Source organism: Bradyrhizobium sp. WSM4873, from assembly GCF_055811355.1.
In genome coordinates, this window is the sequence record NZ_JBVVPS010000001.1 from 442,325 (window position 1) to 461,021 (window position 18,697).

Annotated in this window: 17 protein-coding genes and 1 tRNA gene; 6 read left to right on the forward strand and 12 right to left on the reverse strand. The window is 64.4% G+C overall.

All coding sequences use genetic code 11. The annotated features are described in order from the left end of the window. Positions 1-65: 65 nt before the first annotated feature. Entirely contained in the window at positions 66-638 is a 573-nt protein-coding gene (locus tag AC0L21_RS02160) for an invasion associated locus B family protein (RefSeq protein ID WP_473257539.1), read from the forward strand. A gap of 11 nt (positions 639-649) precedes the next feature. On the opposite strand, the gene AC0L21_RS02165 is transcribed toward AC0L21_RS02160, so the two are convergent. Further along, positions 650-2,938, reverse strand: a complete 2,289-nt coding sequence (locus AC0L21_RS02165; RefSeq protein ID WP_473257541.1) for an arylsulfatase — start codon at positions 2,936-2,938, stop codon at positions 650-652. Positions 2,939-3,046: 108 nt separating this feature from the next. Between AC0L21_RS02165 and AC0L21_RS02170 the strand changes: the two genes are divergently transcribed. After that, positions 3,047-3,715: a TetR/AcrR family transcriptional regulator gene (locus tag AC0L21_RS02170; protein WP_473257543.1), complete on the forward strand. Its 669-nt coding sequence runs from the start codon at positions 3,047-3,049 to the stop codon at positions 3,713-3,715. Here AC0L21_RS02170 and AC0L21_RS02175 read toward each other — a convergent pair. The 8 genes from AC0L21_RS02175 to AC0L21_RS02210 all read right to left on the reverse strand — a co-directional run bounded on the left by AC0L21_RS02175 (position 3,710) and on the right by AC0L21_RS02210 (position 9,461). Further along, positions 3,710-3,838 carry an SEL1-like repeat protein gene (locus AC0L21_RS02175; RefSeq protein WP_473257545.1) on the reverse strand — a complete coding sequence of 43 codons (129 nt, stop codon included), beginning with the start codon at positions 3,836-3,838 and terminating at the stop codon, positions 3,710-3,712. The genes AC0L21_RS02170 and AC0L21_RS02175 overlap by 6 nt on opposite strands. A gap of 123 nt (positions 3,839-3,961) precedes the next feature. Next, complete coding sequence (locus AC0L21_RS02180; RefSeq protein ID WP_473257547.1) at positions 3,962-4,240, reverse strand: hypothetical protein; 279 nt, start codon at positions 4,238-4,240, stop codon at positions 3,962-3,964. Between the two features lie 37 nt (positions 4,241-4,277). Then, positions 4,278-4,997, reverse strand: coding sequence for an ABC transporter ATP-binding protein (locus AC0L21_RS02185; protein ID WP_473257549.1), 720 nt, complete (start codon positions 4,995-4,997; stop codon positions 4,278-4,280). Beyond that, positions 4,994-5,761 carry an ABC transporter ATP-binding protein gene (locus AC0L21_RS02190; protein ID WP_473257551.1) on the reverse strand — a complete coding sequence of 256 codons (768 nt, stop codon included), beginning with the start codon at positions 5,759-5,761 and terminating at the stop codon, positions 4,994-4,996. The genes AC0L21_RS02185 and AC0L21_RS02190 overlap by 4 nt, the downstream gene beginning before the upstream one ends. After that, the gene (locus AC0L21_RS02195; protein ID WP_473257553.1) at positions 5,751-6,722 is read right to left on the reverse strand and encodes a branched-chain amino acid ABC transporter permease; all 972 of its coding nucleotides are present in this window, start codon (positions 6,720-6,722) and stop codon (positions 5,751-5,753) included. The genes AC0L21_RS02190 and AC0L21_RS02195 overlap by 11 nt, the downstream gene beginning before the upstream one ends. A 13-nt stretch (positions 6,723-6,735) precedes the next feature. Further along, positions 6,736-7,599, reverse strand: coding sequence for a branched-chain amino acid ABC transporter permease (locus AC0L21_RS02200; RefSeq protein ID WP_473257555.1), 864 nt, complete (start codon positions 7,597-7,599; stop codon positions 6,736-6,738). A 65-nt stretch (positions 7,600-7,664) separates the two neighbouring features. Continuing rightward, a complete protein-coding gene (locus tag AC0L21_RS02205) occupies positions 7,665-8,918 on the reverse strand; it encodes an ABC transporter substrate-binding protein (RefSeq protein WP_473257557.1) in 1,254 nt (417 codons plus the stop codon). A gap of 180 nt (positions 8,919-9,098) precedes the next feature. Further along, on the reverse strand, positions 9,099-9,461 hold the full coding sequence (locus tag AC0L21_RS02210; protein ID WP_473257559.1) for a DUF1428 domain-containing protein: 363 nt from the start codon (positions 9,459-9,461) through the stop codon (positions 9,099-9,101). 295 nt (positions 9,462-9,756) lie between these two features. On the opposite strand from AC0L21_RS02210, the gene AC0L21_RS02215 reads away from it, so the two are divergent. After that, positions 9,757-9,830: transfer RNA gene (locus AC0L21_RS02215), tRNA-Gln, on the forward strand. A 61-nt stretch (positions 9,831-9,891) separates the two neighbouring features. On the opposite strand, the gene rnz is transcribed toward AC0L21_RS02215, so the two are convergent. After that, positions 9,892-10,794: a ribonuclease Z gene (rnz, locus tag AC0L21_RS02220; protein WP_473257561.1), complete on the reverse strand. Its 903-nt coding sequence runs from the start codon at positions 10,792-10,794 to the stop codon at positions 9,892-9,894. 265 nt (positions 10,795-11,059) lie between these two features. On the opposite strand from rnz, the gene AC0L21_RS02225 reads away from it, so the two are divergent. Beyond that, positions 11,060-12,562, forward strand: a complete 1,503-nt coding sequence (locus AC0L21_RS02225; RefSeq protein ID WP_473257563.1) for an amidase — start codon at positions 11,060-11,062, stop codon at positions 12,560-12,562. A gap of 22 nt (positions 12,563-12,584) precedes the next feature. On the opposite strand, the gene AC0L21_RS02230 is transcribed toward AC0L21_RS02225, so the two are convergent. After that, complete coding sequence (locus AC0L21_RS02230; RefSeq protein WP_473257565.1) at positions 12,585-13,190, reverse strand: TetR/AcrR family transcriptional regulator; 606 nt, start codon at positions 13,188-13,190, stop codon at positions 12,585-12,587. 201 nt (positions 13,191-13,391) lie between these two features. Here AC0L21_RS02230 and AC0L21_RS02235 point away from each other — a divergent pair, with 201 nt between their 5' ends. After that, the gene (locus tag AC0L21_RS02235; RefSeq protein WP_473257568.1) at positions 13,392-14,633 is read left to right on the forward strand and encodes an efflux RND transporter periplasmic adaptor subunit; all 1,242 of its coding nucleotides are present in this window, start codon (positions 13,392-13,394) and stop codon (positions 14,631-14,633) included. A gap of 148 nt (positions 14,634-14,781) precedes the next feature. After that, positions 14,782-17,970, forward strand: a complete 3,189-nt coding sequence (locus AC0L21_RS02240) for an efflux RND transporter permease subunit (RefSeq protein ID WP_473257570.1) — start codon at positions 14,782-14,784, stop codon at positions 17,968-17,970. Here AC0L21_RS02240 and AC0L21_RS02245 read toward each other — a convergent pair. Then, entirely contained in the window at positions 17,967-18,695 is a 729-nt protein-coding gene (locus AC0L21_RS02245) for a sulfite exporter TauE/SafE family protein (protein ID WP_473257572.1), read from the reverse strand. The genes AC0L21_RS02240 and AC0L21_RS02245 overlap by 4 nt on opposite strands. Between the last annotated feature and the right edge of the window lie 2 nt (positions 18,696-18,697).

The window sequence follows — 18,697 nt, forward strand, 5'->3', positions numbered from 1 at the left end:
AGCTTGCACCGCGCGTCTCACGACGTTACAGCGAGGCCCTCGGTTCACGTCAATGCGGTCTTGCCATGCCCATGCAATCCAGATTTGTCGCCCTTGCCACCGCTGTCCTGTTGTCGGCGGGCACCGCGCATGCCCAGCAAGGCGCCAAGAAGAACGCGGCTCCCTCTGCCCCGGTGGCACAGCCCGCACCGGCTCCGACGCAACCGCAGGCTGACGGCGCTCCGGCGCAGCAGCCCGGCTGGGTCGTGCGCTGCACCAGCGTCAGCCGCGACGCACCGCTCGAATGCGCGATGGAGCAAAACGCAGTGCTGACCAAGACTGGCCAGACCATCGTCCTGATCAACATCCGCATCGCGTCCGACACCCGCACGCCGGTGGCGCTGCTGCAATTGCCGCTCGGCCTCAACCTTCCCATCGGCGCCAAGCTCCAGGTCGACGAAGGCAAGACGGTCGATCTCCCAATCCAGACCTGCGAGAATCGCGGCTGCTACGCCTCGACGCCGATTGCGCCGGACCTGCTCGCGGCCCTGCGCTCGGGCAAGCAGTTGAAGATCTCCTTCCAGAACATGGCCAAGGAAACGATCGCGATCCCGATGCCGTTGGGCGATTTCGCGGCCGCCTACGACAAGATCAAGTAGCCGTATCGTCGTCACTGCCGCGCCATCTGCGCATTGCCGACGGCGTCGCCGTCGAGCTTCTGGTCGTCGTGCATGGTCACGCTGACGTGCGAGAGCCGTCCGGTGAATTCGAACGGCGCCTCGTAATGCGACACCGGGCTGCCGCGGTCGCGGCCGATGTCGAGGCCCGACCACGAGATCAGCGTGTGGAATCCCAGCTGGGTCTGCAGCGATCCCGCCTTCTCGCCATCGATCAGAAGCGTGTAGTCGGTGATACCGGTGCGCGAGCCCTTCGCCGGCGGCTCTTGGCGCACGAGACGCTTCACGTGAACGCCGAGCCGCCGCGCGCCCGACGGCACCTTGCGGTCCGAGCGGATGATCTGGTGACTGCCGCCGATGTTGAGGTCGTGCACGAGATGCCCCCCTTTGACGTAGAGGCTATAGCCTGACGTCGCATCACCATGCGAGATCAGCACGCCGTCGGCACCCGCCTCGTCGAGCTCGACATGCGCCTCGATCGTATAGCTACGGCTGCGTACGTCCGGTGCAACATCGGTCGGCACATGGCCCATGCCAGCATGGAAGACGAAACGATGGCGGGCACCGTGAAAGCGCGCAGCATTCTCCGCAAAGCGCGGCCCGAACCGGTCGTCGAGCGGCAACACGTTGTGCTTCTCTGCCTCCGCCCACCATGCTGCGATCATCGTTGCCAGCCGCTCCGGCTCTTTCGCCGCGAGATCATCGGTCTCGGAGAAATCCTCATCGAGATGGAACAACTCCCATTTGTCGCTCTCGAACGGCGTGCCCGATGGATGGAAGGCGACCGCCTTCCAGCCGCCCTTCCAGAGGCCGCGATGGCCGAACATCTCGAAATATTGCGGCGAGCTCTTTGAAGGAGCAGACGCGTCCATGATCGAGCGCGCGAAGCTATCGCCTTCCAGCGGCATCTGCCGGCAGCCAGCGATCGTCGTGGGCGCCTCGATGCCGATCAGCTCCAGCAGCGTCGGCGTGAGGTCGCAGGCGTGCATGAACTGGTGCCGCAGCTCGCCCGTGCCCGCGATCTTCTTCGGCCAGTTGATGACGAAGGGATCGCGGATGCCGCCGCCATGGGTGTTCTGCTTGTAGCGGCGCAGCGGCGTGTTCGAGGCCATCGCCCAGCCATGCGGAAAATTACTGTGGGTGTCCGGCCCGCCGATGTCGTCGATGCGGCTCAGCTTCTCCGCGATCGGCTCCGGCTTGAAGTTGAACGGGCCCATCGCGTTGACGAAACCGAGCGGCCCGCCCTCCTGGCTCGCGCCATTGTCGGACATCACGATGATCATGGTGTTGTCGCGAATGTCGGCCTTCTCCAGAAATGAGACGAGGCGTGCAAGATGACGATCGGAATGGTCGAGCATTCCGGCAAAGGCCGCCTGCAGGCGCGTGAAGACGCGACGCTCGTCGGCCGAATGATCTTCCCAGGCTTTCACGCCGTCATTGCGCGCCGGCATCCGCGTTCCCTCCGGCACCAGTCCCAACGCCTTCTGACGCGAGAGCCGCTGCTCGCGTTCGACGTCCCAGCCGTGCGCAAACGAGGCGTCGTAGCTCCTGATGATATCCATCGGAGCCTGGTGCGGCGCGTGGCAGGCCCCCAGCGCGACCCAGGTCAGCCACGGGATATCCGGTCGATCGGCGACGTGATCTCCGATGAAGCGGATCGACTGGTCGATCAGGTCCTCGGTCAGATGGTAGCCGTCGGCATAGGTGCCCGGGGGATCGACATGCGTGTTATCGGAGACGAGCTCCGGCGCGTACTGGTCGGTCTCGGCGTCGAGGAAGCCGTAGAAGCGATCGAAGCCGCGGCCAAGCGGCCAACCGTCGAACGGGCCGGTGGCGCCGCTCTCGGTCAGAGGCGTCACATGCCATTTGCCGACCATGTAGTTGCGATAACCGTGGGTGCGGAGCATCTCGGCGAGTGTCCCCGCCTCGCGCGCGATCTTGCCGCGGTAGCCAGGATACCCGGAATCGAAATTGGCAAGACACCCGACGCCGACCGAGTGATGGTTGCGCCCCGTCAGCAGCGCAGCCCGCGTCGTCGAGCACATCGCTGTGGTATGGAAGCCGGAATAGCGCAAGCCTTCGGCGGCGAGCCGGTCGATGGTCGGCGTCCGGATCGCCGAGCCGTAGCAGCCGAAATCGGAGAAGCCGACGTCGTCGAATAGCACCACCAGGATGTTCGGCGCGCCCTCGGGCGGCCTTGGCGAATCCGGCCACCAGGGTTTTGAGTCCGCAACCGTCCTGCCGACGGTGCCGCGAAACCGCGTATCGCTGCCTGCACTCATCTGATCCTCCCTGTTCGGCCGGCCTGGGTGGCCGCGGACGGCCACGGTTGACCCGCAGCTCGTCCCCACCTAAATTATAATAAGAATTATGATTATCATTTAGCCGCGATGCAAGCACGGAAGCAGCCACGTTCCGAAGACCCCGGGGTTCGCGATTTCGACCTGCCCGGCGTCGCCCCGTCGCGCCAGAAGCGCAGCAGAGAGACGACGCTGGCGCTGCTGCGCGCCGGCGCCGAGATGCTGCGGACGCGCAGCCTCGCCGAGCTCTCGATCGAAGCACTCTGCACCGAGGTCGGCGCCACCGTTGGCGCCTTCTACAGCCGCTTCGAGAGCAAGGAGGCCTATTTCAACGCATTGATGGCGCTGGCCGCACGCGACGGCGAGCACCGACTGGTCGAGATCAGGCAGCCGTCGCCCGAGACAGGCCTTGGCGAGCTCTGCCAAATCGTTGTCAAAGGCATCATTGCCTGGATGCGCAACCACGAGGGCGTGCTGCGCGCCGCGCTCCAGCATGACGACAACCGCCCGGACAAATGGTCGGCGTTCAAGGCGCTGGCGAAAGCCACCACGATGGGCGCCACCCCTCTCCTGCTGTCGGCCATGGGCAAGGGACGCAAGGTTGCCAAGACCCGCACCATCGCCTTCGGCTTCCAAATCGTCCTCGGTACGCTGGTGAACGCCATCCTCAACGATCCCGGCCCGCTGTCGCTTTCGTCGAAAGAGATGGAGACGCGGCTGGCCGGCTGCCTGTTGCTGCTGCTTCAGGCGGAGCTATGACAGTCCTTCCTCGCGAAGGATCTGCTTCGCCTCCTCGTCCCCGAGCTCCGCGGCTTTGCTGAGCCAATACACGGCACGCTCATTATCTTTCGGCGTGCCGTTGAGGCCGTCAAAACAATTCACGATCATCTCTCGGATCGTCGCCAAACGACCTGACTCGGCCACCCGCTCCTTCAGATCGAAGGCCCTGAAGTAGCGCTCCCTGGGGGTTCCGGCCCCGAGCCCTCTTCGCAAGGCTCCGGCGAGCTAGAGCCATGACTCGCAATCGTCGGCAGCGATCGATGCCCCGGCTCGCGCCATCAGCGCCAGACTGGCTGGCTGATCGCCCTTGTCATGCGGATATTCAGCCATCTCGATCATGGCCATGACAGAGCCTTTCGCGATGAACGCCTCGAGATAGGCGACGCCTTCGCCGTCCCCGACTTCCTTCAAAAGTTGTCGGGCGACCCCAACATCGAATCCGAGCCCGTCTGAGAACACGATCCAATCTCCCGGCAGGCTCGCAAACTGCAAGCATAACATCATTCGCTGACATCCCGCGGTTGCTGCGAACGGACGCCGATCAGTCCACCCCGAGATAAGCCTTCTGCACCTGCGGATCCTCCGCGAGCGCGGCCGCCGTGCCTGACAGCACGCTCTTGCCGACCTGGAGCACCGTGGCGAAATCCGAGACCTCCAGTGCGAGCTCGATCGACTGCTCGGCGAGCAGAATGGTCAGGCCCTCGCGATGCAGGCGGCCGAAGGTCTCGTACATGGACTCGACCACCGCCGGCGCGAGACCGAGCGACGGTTCATCCAGCATCAACAGCTTCGGGTCGCTCATCAGCGCGCGCCCGACCGCGAGCATCTGCCGCTCGCCGCCGGACATGGTGCCGGCGCGCTGATTGCGGCGTTCCTTCAGGCGCGGAAAGATCTCGTAGACGCGTTCGAGCAGCGTGGCCCGACGCGACTTGTCGCGCAGCGGCGTTGCTCCGAGCAGAAGATTGTTCTCGACGCTCTGCTGCACGAACAGCCGCCAACCTTCCGGCGACAGCGCCAGCCCCTTGCGCACGATCGCAAACGCCTTCTCGCCCGCGATGTCCTCGCCGCGAAAGCGAATCGATCCGGAATGCACGGGAATGAGGCCGGCGATCGCGTTCAGCGTCGTGGTCTTGCCGCCGCCATTGGAGCCGAGCAGCGCGACCACGCTGCCTTCGGGAACCTCCAGCGAGACGTCGGACACGCCGATGAGATCGCCGTAGCGCACCTCGAGGTGCTCGATCCGCAGCAACGGCTCGCTCATAGGTCCGGCCCGCCCATCAGCTCGACCGGCGTGTGGCCGGCGGCTGCCTTCGCTGCACGCTTGCCGAGATAGGCCTCGATCACCGCCGGGTTGGAGGTGACCTCGCGCGGCGAGCCGCGGGCGATCTCCTTGCCCTGGTGGAACACCATCACGCGGCTGGCGAGCGACATAATAACTTCCATGATGTGCTCGACGATCACGAGGGTGATGCCGGAACGGTGAATGTCGCGCACGAGATCGATGGCGAGCCTCACCTCATGGGCGTTGAGGCCGGCCATGGCTTCGTCGAGCAGAAGCACCTTCGGCTCGGTCGCGAGCGCCCGTGCGATCTCCAGCCGCTTGCGGCCGGGCGTGCCGAGCGAGCGCGCCGGCGCATCCGCAAGCCTGATCATGCCGACGCGCTCGAGCACCGCGCGCGCTTTGGTCTCGGCGTCCTTGCGATGCGAGGTGCGCAGAAAGGCGCCGATCATGACGTTTTCCAGCACCGTCATGCCCTCAAAGGTCTGCGGCACCTGGAAGGTACGGGCGAGCCCAAGTCCGGCGCGCAGCTCCGGCGTGAAGTCGGTGATGTCGCGGCCCTCGAACAGGACGCGGCCCGAGGTGGTCTTGAGATCGCCAGTCAGGCAATTGAAGAAGGTGGACTTGCCCGCGCCGTTCGGGCCGATCAAGCCGAGGATGTCGCCTTGCTCCAAGGTCACGGAGGCGTCGTCCACCGCCTTGAAGCTGCCGAACGCCTTAGTGATTGCGCGTGCCTCAAGGAGCATGGCCAGCTCCCGTGTCCTTGGTCGGTTTGCTGCGGCGCGTGAGCAGGCTGAGCAAGCCACCCGGCTGGAAACGCGCGATCACGACGATGATCGCGCCATAGAGCACGAAGGTGAGCCCGGCGCCCTTGCCGCCGAGCCAGCTGTTGGAGATCTCCTCCAGCGGCACCAGGATCGCGGCACCGACCAAAGGACCGAACAATAGCCCTGCCCCGCCGAGCGCCGCCATGATCAGAATTTTCACCGAAATCAGGATGCCGAATCCCGACTCGGGATCGACGAAGCCGAACATCATGGCATAGAGCGCGCCGGCAACGCTCGTCAGCGCCGCACTCAGCATGTAGGCGTAGAGCTTGGTGCGGCTGGCGGGTGCGCCGAGCGAGCGCGCCGCGCGCTCGGAATCCTTGATCGCGCGCAGGTAAAATCCCATGCGGCTGTTGGTCATCCACCAGGTGATCAACAGAGTGATCGCGAGGATTGCGAGGAAGAGATAGTAGTACGGCAGCGACGACAGGAACGAGAGATCGAAGATGTTGCGCGGCACCGTCGGCCCGGAGAGCCCGACCGCCGCACCGAGCCAGTCGGTGTTGGTTACGATCAGCCGCATCGTCTCGGCGACCGCGATTGTCGCCATGCTGAAATAATGGCCCGACAGGCGCAGCGTCGGCACGCCGATGATCGCGGCCAGCGCCACGGCGAGCACGATCCCGCCGGGAATGCCGAACAGGGGCGACAGGCCGAACTTTGCGTAAGATCCCATCGCGGCATAAGCACCGCAGCCGAAGAACACGACGTGGCCGACCGAAACCTGGCCGGCATAGCCGCCGACGATATTCCATGCGGATGCCGCAATCGCATAAAGCAGCACCAGCGCGCCCACGCGCTGCTGGAACGGCGAGGACAGCAGCAGCGGATAGGCGATCGCAATCGCCGCGACAACTGAGAGCCAGATCAAGCGCCGCATCACAGCTTGCTCATCACATCTTCCCCATCAGGCCCTGTGGCCGGAACCAGAGGAAGAGCAGGAATAGGACATAGACGACGATGTCCTTGTAGATCGCGCCGATCAGATAGCCCGACAGCGACTCGATCACGCCGATCAGCAGGCCTGCAACGAGGGCGCCCGGCACACTCCCAAAGCCGCCGAGCGACACCGTGACGAAGGCGACGATGCCGAGCGTCTCGCCGACGGTCGGCACGATGTAGAAGAAGTTCGCAATCAGCGCGCCGGCAAGCCCTGTGGCGCCCGCCGCAATCGCCCAGGCAATTGCCTGCATGGTGTCGGGACGGATGCCCATCAGCTGGGCTGCGGTTTGATCCTCCGCCACCGCCAGCATCTTCGAACCGAGCGACGTCCGCGTCAGCAGCAGATGCAGCCCGAGCGTGACGAGCAGCGCGACCACGCCGGCAAGCAGCCGCGAGGCCTCGATGCGCAGGCCCGCGAACGCATAAGTGCCCCCCACGATGTCCGGAGGCATCGACAGGAAGTTGGCTCCGAACCACCAGAACACGGAATAGCGCAGCAATAGCGCAAGCCCGAAAGTGCCGAGAATCTGCGCCAGCATCGGCCCTTTCATGATATCGCGGATCAGGGCGAAATAGACCACGACGCCGACGGTCGCGAGCACCAGCGTCGCCAGCGGCGCGCCGAGGATCGGCCCTCCCCCCATCAGGGTGTAGACGACATAGGCGACATACATGCCGAGCATGACGAAATCGCCATGCGCGAAATTGACGATGTTCATCATGCCCCAGACCAGCGTGAGGCCTGAGGAAAACAGGGCGTAGACGGCGCCAAGCAGAAGCCCGCCGACGATCACCTGTACGAGGACAAAGGACATGAGCCAGTGTTGCTCTGATCAAATCATTTCGGGAGTGGCGGGGCGCGCAGCCCCGCCTTCAAATCTCACCAGCCCTTGTAGGGCAGCACCGGCGTCTTCGCGGCGTTGGCCTTCGGCCACACCGCGGTGTAGTTCTCGCCGTCCTGGAGCTGGATGATGAGCCCGGACGCGAGAATATTCTGGCCCTTGTCATCGAACTTCACGCCCTTGTAGCCCATCATCAATTGCTCGGGCTTCAGATCCGTCGCCTTCAGCGCGGCCTGGATTTTTGCAGGCTCAGTCGAGCCGGCGCGGTCGATCGCGTCGGCCAGCACGAAGAAGCCCTGCATCTGACGGCCGACGGTGTCGTCCATCTCCTCGCCGCTCTTCTTCTTGTACATGTCGGCGATGATGGCCGACGGTGAGCCGGCCGGCCCCACCGACCATGACGAACGGTTGAAGACGCCTTGCGATATCTTGCCGACCGCCTTGATAAAGGAGGGATCGGAATAGCCGGCGTCATCGGCCAAAAGCACCGCCGGCTTGTAGTCGAGCGACTGCATGGTCTTGGCGAACAGGATCGCATCCGACGTGTAGCTGATCATGATGATCACGTCGGGCTTCTTGTCCTTGAGCTGGAGCACCTGGCCCTGAACATCGGTCGCGTTGACGGGATAGGCGACGTCAATTGCGATGGCCTGGCCCTTCTCCTTGAAGGCGGCGCTGATCGTGTTGGCGACCGAGGTGCCGTATTCGGTGTTGTCGTGAACCAGCGCGATTGCATCGGTCTTGGCGCCCTGCGCCTTGATGTCGGCGAGGAAATCGACATAGGCCTTGGCGAAGTCGGTGGCGATCGGCGTGGTGCGGAAGAACCATTTGAAGCCGCGCTCGGTGAGATTGGCAGCGACCGACTCGGAGTTCAGGAAGGGAATGCCGTATTTCTCGGCGATCGCGCTCGACGTCAGCGTGACGCCGGACTGATAGGAGCCGAACACGGCGGCCACCTTGTCTTCCGTAATCAGGCGCAGCGCCTGGTTCTGGCCTGTTGCCGGGTTGCCCTGGTTGTCGGCGAACACGATCTCGATCTTGGCGCCGCCGAGGCCCGCAAGGCCTGCGTTCTTGGCCAGCGGCAGAGTCCCGAGTTCGGGATGAGCGTTGTTGATGATATCCATGGCGACCTCGAGCGCCGCCTTGGCGTGCGCCCCGATCGAGGCGGTGCCGCCGGACATCGGCAGGATCGCGCCGATCTTGACGATTTTGTCCTGGGCCTGCGTGCCAGAAGCGAACGCAACGGATATCGCGGCCGCGCAAAGCAGCCCGGTGACGTGCTTCAATCTCATGAAATCAGACCTCCCAAAGGGTTTCCCCAACCAGATTTTTTGGAAGCTCGGCTAAGCGCCCGCTTCCGTTTGTTTATGCCTGGCGATGAGAGGATGGCATGCTGGCCCGGTACCGGCAAGCAAAACGGCTTGCCACGATGCTGCATAGACAAGCACCGACGTGTGGGCTGGGTCAGCGCCTCACCCCACGGGGTCGCTCGCCGTCAGCAGCGTCGTGAAGCCGCCATAGATCATGCGCTTTCCGTCGAACGGCATGCCGTCCAACTTCAGCCGCGGGTCCGCCATCACCTTCTTGTTGACGGCGTCGCGAGTCTCCCGGTCGCGATAGACGATCCAGGAAAACACCACGATCTCGTCCTCCTTCGCCATCACCGCACGCGGAAACGAGGTGAGCTCGCCATAGGGCACGTCGTCGCCGATGCTTTCGACATAATCGAGCGCACCGTGCTCCATCCAGATCGCGCAGGCCGTTGTCGCCAGCGCCTTGTAGGCCTGGATCTTGTCCTTCGGCACGGCCAGCACGAAACCATCGACATAGGGCATCACGGATCTCCTTGTTGTGTGTCCGAAGGACGATGGGGCGCGTAACGATCCGACCGGGAAGCGTGATTTCGGATGAGGCAAACGGTCGCGCGCCGCCGCGGCGCTCCGCCGGAGCCTCCACCCCACGGCCCGCAGGCCGCAGGTGAACCGCAAAACATCCCTGCGTCGCAGCGCTTGCCAGCCCACAGCCGAGCGGGTAGAAACCCTCCACGCCTGAGCCGTGATTTGCGCGATAAGTGCCATCGGCCGCAGCCGGACAAATCAACAAGTCCTTGAATTTGTTCGGCTATTCCGTTGGGGAATGGTGTAACGGTAGCACAACAGACTCTGACTCTGTTTGTCTAGGTTCGAATCCTAGTTCCCCAGCCACCGCAGGTTAAGCGGCTCACAATCAGACCGTCAGAGGTTGCGCTCTCTTTGAGCGCTGCCGCTAAATCACGATGCGATCGAAGTCGGCGGCGATCCGCGTGCTTGGAAAAATCGTCCTCGCTTCGGCCAAAATCTCTTCGTCCCGATAACGCCCCGACATGTGATTCAGCACGAGTTGCCCGACGTTGTTCGCGGCGGCCAATGAAGCCGCTTCGCGTGCGGTGAGATGGCCATAGTTCCGTGCGGTCGCGGCGTCGCGATCGAGGAAGGTCGCCTCGATCACCAGCAGGTCGGCGTCGGCCACATGTTTGGACAGCCCCTCGGTGGTTTCGGTGTCGCCGATCACCACGAGCTTCCTGCCGCCGCTCGGCGGCCCCATGACGTCTTCGGAATCAATCGTGCGGCCGGCGATCACGACTGGTCGTCCCGCGGCCAGTTCTCCGCGCATCGGCCCATCGGGAACACCGAACTCGGCGAGGCGCGCCCGCTCAAGATGGCGGCGTGCCGGACTCTGGAAGCAAAAACCAAAGCTGTCGGTGTCGCGGTGGCGAACCGGAAAGCAATCGATGGTGAAGTCGCCGGCGTCGATAACCTGTCCTTCGGCCAGCGGCGCGAACTCCACAGGGATCGGCGCCCTGCCCGCGCCCCACAGGCTAGCAAGCATGCGGATGACGATGTCGAGCGTGCCCTGCCCTCCATGAACGGTCATCGCGTCCGATTGCTGGCGCAATCCCAGCGTCGAGAAGAGACCGGGGACGCCGAGCACGTGATCGAGATGGGCATGCGTCAGCAGGATGCGGTCAAGCCGTCGAAAGCCCGCGCCGCTGCGCAGCAACTGGCGCTGCGTGCCCTCGCCGCAATCGATGAGAACGCGCTTGCCCGCTGCCTCCACCAGGAGAGCGGGATGGTTGCGCTCCGCGGACGGAACGCTCGCCGAAGTGCCAAGGAATGTCAGGGCGAACATGCTCGTCAGTATCCAGGCTTCACCGCCCCCAATGCCACGTGAGCAGCAGCGCGTACAGAGCCCATCGATCGCGCATAGATCGCGGCAAGAGGTGCGTATCCCGCGATCTGATTGCCAGGCGCCGCCTTCGGACCCCGACCGGCGGACAGATCTGGTTCCCGTTGCGCGGCCTCCTCATCCCATCTGCCAAACTGCATGCTCAATCCTCGGATTGATTTGCAGCCGAACGACATCAGCGCGGCGATGCAAGGCAATGGAGATCGTGATGCCGCCCGGATTGACCGCCACTGACTGGGACTATGGTTCGATCAGCACACTGCTGAGCGCCCTGCACGCACGCAAACTTTCTGCGTCGGAGTTGATCGATCATACGATCGCGCGGATCGAGGCGCTGGACGGGCGGATCAATGCCGTCATCGTTCGCGATTTCGATCGCGCAAGAGACGCCGCACGCGCCGCTGATGCCGCGCTTGGCCGCGGCGAGCGCCTGCCATTGCTCGGCATCCCCGTGACGTTGAAAGAACCGTTCAACGTCGCCGGCCTGCCGACGACATGGGGCTTTCCGCATTTCAAAGATTTCCAACCGGCGGAGGACGCCCTTGTCGTCTCGCGGTTGAAGGCGGCGGGCGCCATCATCATCGGCAAGACCAACATCCCGATCGGTCTGCGGGATTTTCAGAGCTACAATGATATCTACGGGACGACGAACAATCCGTGGGACCTCGGCCGATCGCCCGGCGGCTCTTCAGGCGGATCGGGCGCGGCGCTGGCCGCGGGGTTCGGTCCGCTCTCGATGGGCTCGGATATCGGCGGCTCGATCCGGGTCCCGGCGCATTTCTGCGGTGTGTTCGGACACAAGCCGAGCCTCGGCCTGGTCCCGCTGCGCGGATACAGCCTTCCGCCGGCACCGCCCGCGCCTGGCCAGGGCGATCTGGCCGTCGTCGGGCCGATGACGCGCACCGCCTCGGACCTTGCGCTCGCCCTCGACGTGATCGCGGGGCCGGATGAGACGCGCGACGGGATCGGCTATCGTCTTGCGCTGCCGGCCCCGCGCCACGACCAGCTCAGGGATTTCAGGATCCTCGTGATCGATACGCATCCGTTGATGCCGACGGGCGATGCCGTGCGTTCCGCCATCGGGCGGCTGTCGGAACGGCTCGAACGATCAGGCGCGCGGGTTTCGCGCTCGAGCGCGTCGCTGCCCGACCTCGCCGAATCCGCGCGGCTCTACATGAAGCTGTTGAACGCGGCGCGAAGTCCACGCCTGACACCGGCCGCCCTCGCAGAGGCGGAAGGCGTTGCCGCGGCACTCTCGCCCGACGACCGCAGCCTGCAGGCAGAGCGCGCGCGCGGCTGGGCGATGATCCATCGTGAATGGCTGGCGGCCGATGCGGCGCGCCTGCAGCTGCAACAACGATGGCAGGAGCTGTTCCGCGATTTCGACGCAGTGATCTACCCGGCCGCCGCCGTGCCGGCCTTTCCACAGGACCAGTCCGAGCCGTTCGACGCGCGGCAACTCGATATCGACGGACAGCTCTACAACTATGCCGATGCGTGCTTCATCTGGGCAGACCCCGCTTCGACCTGCGGACTGCCTGCAACGGCCGTTCCGATCGAGCGCACGCCATCAGGCCTGCCGATCGGCGTCCAGATCATCGGACCTTATCTCGAGGACCACACCACGATTGCGCTCGCCGGATTGATCGAACACGCGTTCGGCGGCTTCGTCCCGCCGCCGTCGCTGGCTGCCACGCAATGGGTGAGATGATAGAGGAAGGCGGCAACGGTCGTCAGGTTCTTTCAGTCGATTGCGCCTCGACCGCCTGTACGGCGACACTCGCGACCTGCTGCAACGCTTCGCGGTCCGAGCCCGAAGACGCCATCACGCCCATACCGACGGATACCGCTGAGACATAGCGTGCGAGTGCCGCGGGGTCGGCGCTCTCCTTGAGATCGCCTTCGGCCTTTGCCCGAATGAAGCGATCGCGGAGCTGATCTTCGTTCTCGGCGCGGCGGGCGGCGAGTTCAAAAGGGACGCTCTCTGATCCGGTGCCGCACGCAATGCCGCCCTGCACAAGCAGGCAGCCCGGCGGGTTGGCCGGATCGGTCTGCTTGTCGGCGATGCCCATCAGCATCCGCTCGGCGACGCCACGGGCGGTGGGTGCCGCCACCACCTCGACCATCCAGACGTTGCGCAGTTTGGTATAGCGGTCGAGCGCGGCCTTCAGCAGCCCCTCCTTGTTGCCGAAACAGGCATAGAGGCTGGGCGGATTGATCCCCATGGCCTCGGTCAACTGAGCGATCGTGGCACCCTCATAGCCATGGCGCCAAAACACTTCCATCGCCTGGTCCAACGCCGTTTCGGCGTCGAATTCGCGGGGGCGTCCCATGCCCATGTGCCTATTCTCCTCGAAATCGGCGTCGTCTCTCAACCTAACGCCAGATCCTATCTCTTTGTTCTCGCTTTATTTTCTCTTCCACTTGCCAACTCTTGCGGTAAGCGGCTACAATTTTCTTAGCGGACGGTACATAAGTATCTTGCGCTGCGGTATCCAGCTCCACATCTGTAGTGAACACTACATATCTGGAGCGCGCAAATGCCCCCCTCCCAAAATACCTCTCGCCCTGGCCGTGTTCGCCGCCTTCTCGGCGGCGTCGCCATCGTGGGCGCTCTCGTCGTAGCCGGCTCGATCGCGACGGGCCATTACTTTCGTGCCGCGCAGGCGACCGCGACCGCCGCGGCCGAGCAAGCCGTCCCTGTCACGGTCGCGCTGATCGAACCAAAGCAGACGGTGCTGTGGGACGATTTCTCCGGCCGGCTCGAGGCTATCCAACGCGTCGAGCTTCGCCCGCGCGTCGCGGGTGCGATCCTTGCGACCAACTTCACCGAAGGCGCGCTGGTGAAGGCTGGCGACGTCCTGTTCAAGATCGATCCAGCGCCCTACGCGGCCGAGGTCGACAAGGCCGCGGCGCAGCTCGAAGCCGCGAAAGCGCGCGTGGTGTTCACGCAGAATGAGCTCGAGCGCGGCGCGCAGCTGGTCGGCAACGCGGTGGTCACGCGGCGCGACTACGACCAGCGCGACAATGCCTACCGCGAGGCCATCGCCAACGTGAAGGCGGCCGAGGCGACGCTCCAGACCGCAAAGCTCAATCTCGACTACACCGAGGTGCGCGCGCCCGTGAACGGCCGCGTCGGCAAGATCGAGATCACCGTCGGCAATCTCGTCGCCGCCGGTACCGCCTCCCCCGTGCTGACTTCGCTGGTCTCGGTCAATCCGATCTACGCGTCGTTCGATGCGGATGAGGAGGTGGTGCTGCGGGCGCTGAACTCGATCGCAGATAGCTCCGGCAAGCGCGGCAATCTCGACCAGATCCCGGTGGAGATGGCGACCTCAGGCGGCCTCTCGGCGAAGGGCCACATCCAGCTCATCGACAACCAGGTCAACGGCCAGAGCGGCACCATCCGCGTCCGCGCGGTGTTCAGAAACGAGGACGGGCGTCTCATTCCCGGCCAGTTCGCCCGCGTGCGCATGGGCCAACCGAAGCAGCAGGCGCTGGTGATGATCGACGAGCGCGCGATCGGCACCGATCAGGACAAGAAGTTCGTGATGGCGGTCGGCGACGATAGCCGCGCGGTCTACCGGTCGATCACGCTCGGCGGCTCGGTGGACGGGTTGCGTATCGTGACGGCAGGGCTGAAGACCGGCGACCGCATCATCGTCAACGGCCTCCAGCGCGTGCGCCCGGGTGCCCTGCTCAAGACGGAGATCGCGGCAATGGGCGCGGGCGGGCCGCAGCAGGCGTCCAACCACAGCAATCAGGACGTCGTGCAGCGTTAGCGTCTCCGCCATGCCGGAGCGCGCGGGCAGCGCGAACCGGAATGTCGAAATCGTTGAACCACCTAGACATACTTCTGGATTCCGGGTTCGCGGCTTTGTCCGCACCCCGGAATGACGGGAGAGTCGTCTCTCGCGCAGGGGCAAGGCCATGAATCTCTCGAAATTCTTCATCGATCGTCCGATTTTCGCCGGCGTGCTGTCGGTCCTGATCTTTCTCGCGGGCCTGATCTCGCTGTTCGCGATGCCGATCTCGGAATATCCCGACGTCGTGCCGCCCTCGGTGGTGGTGCGCGCGACCTATCCCGGCGCCAATCCGAAGGTGATCGCGGAAACGGTGGCGACGCCGATCGAGGAGCAGATCAACGGCGTCGAGAACATGCTCTACATGTCGAGCCAGGCGACCACCGACGGCGCGATGACTCTGACGGTGACGTTCCGGCTCGGCACCGATCCTGACAAGGCGACGCAGTTGGTGCAGAACCGCGTGCAGCAGGCCGAGCCGCGCCTGCCCGCTGTGGTGCGGCAGCTCGGCATCATCACCAAGAAGTCCTCGCCCGACCTCACCATGGTGGTGCATCTGCTGTCGCCGAACAATCGCTACGACATGACGTATTTGCGCAACTACGCCGTGCTCAACGTCAAGGACCGGCTGGCGCGGATCGACGGCGTCGGCGATGTTCAACTCTATGGCGCCGGCGACTACTCGATGCGGGTCTGGGTCGATCCGCAGAAGGCCGCCGAACACGGACTGACTGCGAGCGACATCGTCAAGGCGATCCAGGCGCAGAACGTCGAGGCCGCTGCCGGCGTAGTCGGCTCCTCCCCGAACATCAAGGGCATCGACCTGCAGCTGTCCGTCAATGCGGAAGGGCGGCTCGCGAACGAAGAGCAATTCGGCGACATCGTGGTCAAGACCGGCACGCGTGGCGAAGTCGTGCGCTTGCGCGACGTCGCCCGCATCGAGCTCGGCGCGTCCGAATACGGCCTGCGCTCGCTCCTCGACAACAAGCAGGCGGTGGCGATCCCGATCTTCCAGGCGCCCGGCTCCAACGCGCTGGAGATCTCCGATCACGTCCGTGCCACCATGGCCGAGATCAAGAAGAACATGCCGGAAGGCGTATCCTACCAGATCGTCTACGATCCCACCCAGTTCGTGCGCTCCTCGATCGAGGCCGTCATCCACACCCTGCTGGAGGCGATCGCGCTGGTGGTGCTGGTGGTGATCCTGTTCCTGCAGACCTGGCGCGCCTCGATCATTCCCCTGCTCGCGGTGCCGGTATCGATCGTCGGCACGTTCGCGGTGATGCACGTGTTCGGCTTCTCGATCAACGCGCTCAGCCTCTTCGGGCTCGTGCTCGCGATCGGTATTGTCGTCGACGACGCCATCGTCGTGGTCGAGAACGTCGAGCGCAATATCGAGGGCGGGCTGTCGCCGCGCGATGCGACCTATCAGGCGATGCGTGAAGTTTCCGGCCCGATCATCGCGATCGCGATGGTGCTGATCGCGGTCTTCGTGCCACTCGCCTTCATCTCCGGCCTCACCGGGCAGTTCTACAAGCAGTTCGCGCTGACGATCGCGATCTCGACCGTGATCTCCGCCATCAACTCGCTGACACTGTCGCCGGCCCTGTCGGCGCTGCTGCTCAAGGGACACAATGAGCCTAAGGACCGGCTGACGATCATCATGGAAAAGGGCCTCGGCTGGTTCTTCCGCGGATTCAACAAGGTGTTCACACGCTCGTCAGAGAATTACAGCGGCACCGTTACCAAGGTGATCTCGGGCAAGGCCGCAGTGATGGGACTCTATGTGGCGTTGGTCGGCGTGACCGCGCTCCTGTTCCGGCAGGTGCCGAGTGGCTTCGTGCCGGGCCAGGACAAGCAATATCTGGTCGGCTTCTCGCGGCTGCCCGACGGTGCCGCACTCGATCGCACTGAAGAGGTGATCCGCAAGATGAGCGACATCGCGCTGACCCAGCCTGGTGTCGAGAGTTCGGTCGCCTTTCCGGGCCTGTCGATCGCCGGCTTCACCAACTCCTCCAATGCCGGCATCGTGTTCTCCACGCTCAAGCCGTTCGACGAGCGCAAGGATCCTTCGCTCAGCGGCCCTGCGCTCGCGGCCGAGCTCAACAAGAAATATGCCGGCATCCAGGAAGCCTTCATCGCCATGTTCCCGCCGCCGCCGGTCAACGGCCTCGGCACCATCGGCGGCTTCAAGCTGCAGATCGAAGACCGTGCCGGTCTCGGCTATGAGGCGTTGAACGAGGCGACCAAGGCGTTCATGGCGGCGATGCAGAAGGCGCCGGAGATCGCCGGCGTGTTCTCGAGCTTCCAGGTCAACGTGCCCCAGCTGTTCGCCGACATCGACCGCACCAAGGCGCTCCAATTGGGCGTGCCCGTGACGGAGGTGTTCAACACGCTGCAGATTTACCTCGGCTCCTACTACGTCAACGACTTCAACAAGTTTGGCCGCACCTATTCGGTCCGGGTGCAGGCCGACGCGCCGTTCCGCGCTCGCGCCGACGACATCCGGCAGTTGAAGGTGCGCTCGTCCTCGGGCGACATGGTGCCGCTTTCGGCGCTGTTGAGCGTTCGCCAGAGCGCGGGTCCCGAGCGCGCGATCCGCTACAACGGCTTCCTGTCGTCCGACATCAACGCGGCGGCGGCGCCCGGCTTCTCCTCCGGTCAGGCGCAGGAAGTCGCGACGCGGATCGCGGCGGAGACGCTGCCGCCCGGCTTTGCCTTCGAATGGACCGATCTGACCTATCAGGAGTTCATCGCCGGCAATTCCGGACTGTGGGTGTTCCCGCTGGCGATCCTCCTGGTGTTCCTGGTGCTGGCCGCGCTCTATGAGAGCCTGACCCTCCCTCTCTCGATCATCATGATCGTGCCGATGGGCCTGCTCGCCGCGATGTTCGGCGTCTGGATCTCCAAGGGCGACAACAACGTCTTCACCCAGATCGGCTTGATCGTGTTGGTGGGCCTCTCGGCCAAGAACGCGATCCTGATCGTCGAATTCGCGCGCGAGCTCGAGTTTGCAGGCCGCACGCCGGTCCGGGCCGCGATCGAGGCGAGTCGGCTGCGGTTGCGCCCAATCCTGATGACCTCGATGGCGTTCATCATGGGCGTGCTGCCGCTGGTGCTCTCGACCGGTGCCGGCTCGGAGATGCGGCGCGCCATGGGCGTCGCCGTGTTCTCCGGCATGATCGGCGTCACCGTATTCGGCCTGTTCCTGACGCCGGTGTTCTATGTGCTGCTGCGGACGGTCACCGGCATGAAGCCGCTGACGCATCACGGCAGCGACACCGGCGCGGCGCCGGTGCAACCCGTCGGGCACTAGATCAGGGAAATCCCTGACAGCAACAACAAAACGAGCACGGTCTTGCGAAAGACGGTCTCGTTGACCCTGTGGAACGCGATCACGCCGAGCGCGGAGCCGGCGAACAGCGCCGGCAGGCTGACCGCGAGATCGACGAAGACTTTTGACGACAGATCCTGATGTCCGACCAGCAGCGCGATCGCGAACAGCTGCATCGCGGCGATGAACGGCTGCACCAGACCGCGCTGCTCGCTCTTGGGCACGCCGCGCATGTCGCACCAGATCGTCGGGATCGCGCCGGGCATCGCGGTCAGCCCGCCGACCAGCCCTCCCCCGAACCCGATCAACGCGACCCAGTGTCGCCCGACCGCCTCGCCGGCCGTCACCAGCGTCGGCCGCAGCAGCATGTAGGCCGCATAGAGTGCAACGATGATGCCGAAGCCGCACCGGAGCAGATGCGTATCGGTGCTCTGAAGCAGCGACACCGCAATGGGAACGCCGATCAAGCCACCGACGATCAGCAGCAGACTGCCTTCCCAGCGAATATCGCGCCGAAGCGCCCACAGATTGGTGGCCTGCACGCCGATGCTGCACGCCATCATCAGCGGCACGGCTTCGAGCGGCTGAAACACCCGGAGCAGGATGGCGCCCGCCACTGCGGAAAAGGCAAATCCCGAGAGCCCGGAGACGAACGCACCGGCAAACACGGCGGCGCTTAGCAGCATCACAGTCGTGACATCAGGCACAA

Bases quoted from the DNA above. Each gene is read 5' to 3' on its own strand.
- AC0L21_RS02160 (WP_473257539.1), top strand. From the start codon at position 66: ATGCCCATGCAATCCAGATTTGTCGCCCTTGCCACCGCTGTCCTGTTG.
- AC0L21_RS02165 (WP_473257541.1), bottom strand. From the start codon at position 2,938: ATGAGTGCAGGCAGCGATACGCGGTTTCGCGGCACCGTCGGCAGGACG.
- AC0L21_RS02170 (WP_473257543.1), top strand. From the start codon at position 3,047: ATGCAAGCACGGAAGCAGCCACGTTCCGAAGACCCCGGGGTTCGCGAT.
- AC0L21_RS02180 (WP_473257547.1), bottom strand. From the start codon at position 4,240: ATGATGTTATGCTTGCAGTTTGCGAGCCTGCCGGGAGATTGGATCGTG.
- AC0L21_RS02185 (WP_473257549.1), bottom strand. From the start codon at position 4,997: ATGAGCGAGCCGTTGCTGCGGATCGAGCACCTCGAGGTGCGCTACGGC.
- AC0L21_RS02190 (WP_473257551.1), bottom strand. From the start codon at position 5,761: ATGCTCCTTGAGGCACGCGCAATCACTAAGGCGTTCGGCAGCTTCAAG.
- AC0L21_RS02195 (WP_473257553.1), bottom strand. From the start codon at position 6,722: ATGCGGCGCTTGATCTGGCTCTCAGTTGTCGCGGCGATTGCGATCGCC.
- AC0L21_RS02200 (WP_473257555.1), bottom strand. From the start codon at position 7,599: ATGTCCTTTGTCCTCGTACAGGTGATCGTCGGCGGGCTTCTGCTTGGC.
- AC0L21_RS02205 (WP_473257557.1), bottom strand. From the start codon at position 8,918: ATGAGATTGAAGCACGTCACCGGGCTGCTTTGCGCGGCCGCGATATCC.
- AC0L21_RS02210 (WP_473257559.1), bottom strand. From the start codon at position 9,461: ATGCCCTATGTCGATGGTTTCGTGCTGGCCGTGCCGAAGGACAAGATC.
- rnz (WP_473257561.1), bottom strand. From the start codon at position 10,794: ATGTTCGCCCTGACATTCCTTGGCACTTCGGCGAGCGTTCCGTCCGCG.
- AC0L21_RS02225 (WP_473257563.1), top strand. From the start codon at position 11,060: ATGCCGCCCGGATTGACCGCCACTGACTGGGACTATGGTTCGATCAGC.
- AC0L21_RS02230 (WP_473257565.1), bottom strand. From the start codon at position 13,190: ATGGGCATGGGACGCCCCCGCGAATTCGACGCCGAAACGGCGTTGGAC.
- AC0L21_RS02235 (WP_473257568.1), top strand. From the start codon at position 13,392: ATGCCCCCCTCCCAAAATACCTCTCGCCCTGGCCGTGTTCGCCGCCTT.
- AC0L21_RS02240 (WP_473257570.1), top strand. From the start codon at position 14,782: ATGAATCTCTCGAAATTCTTCATCGATCGTCCGATTTTCGCCGGCGTG.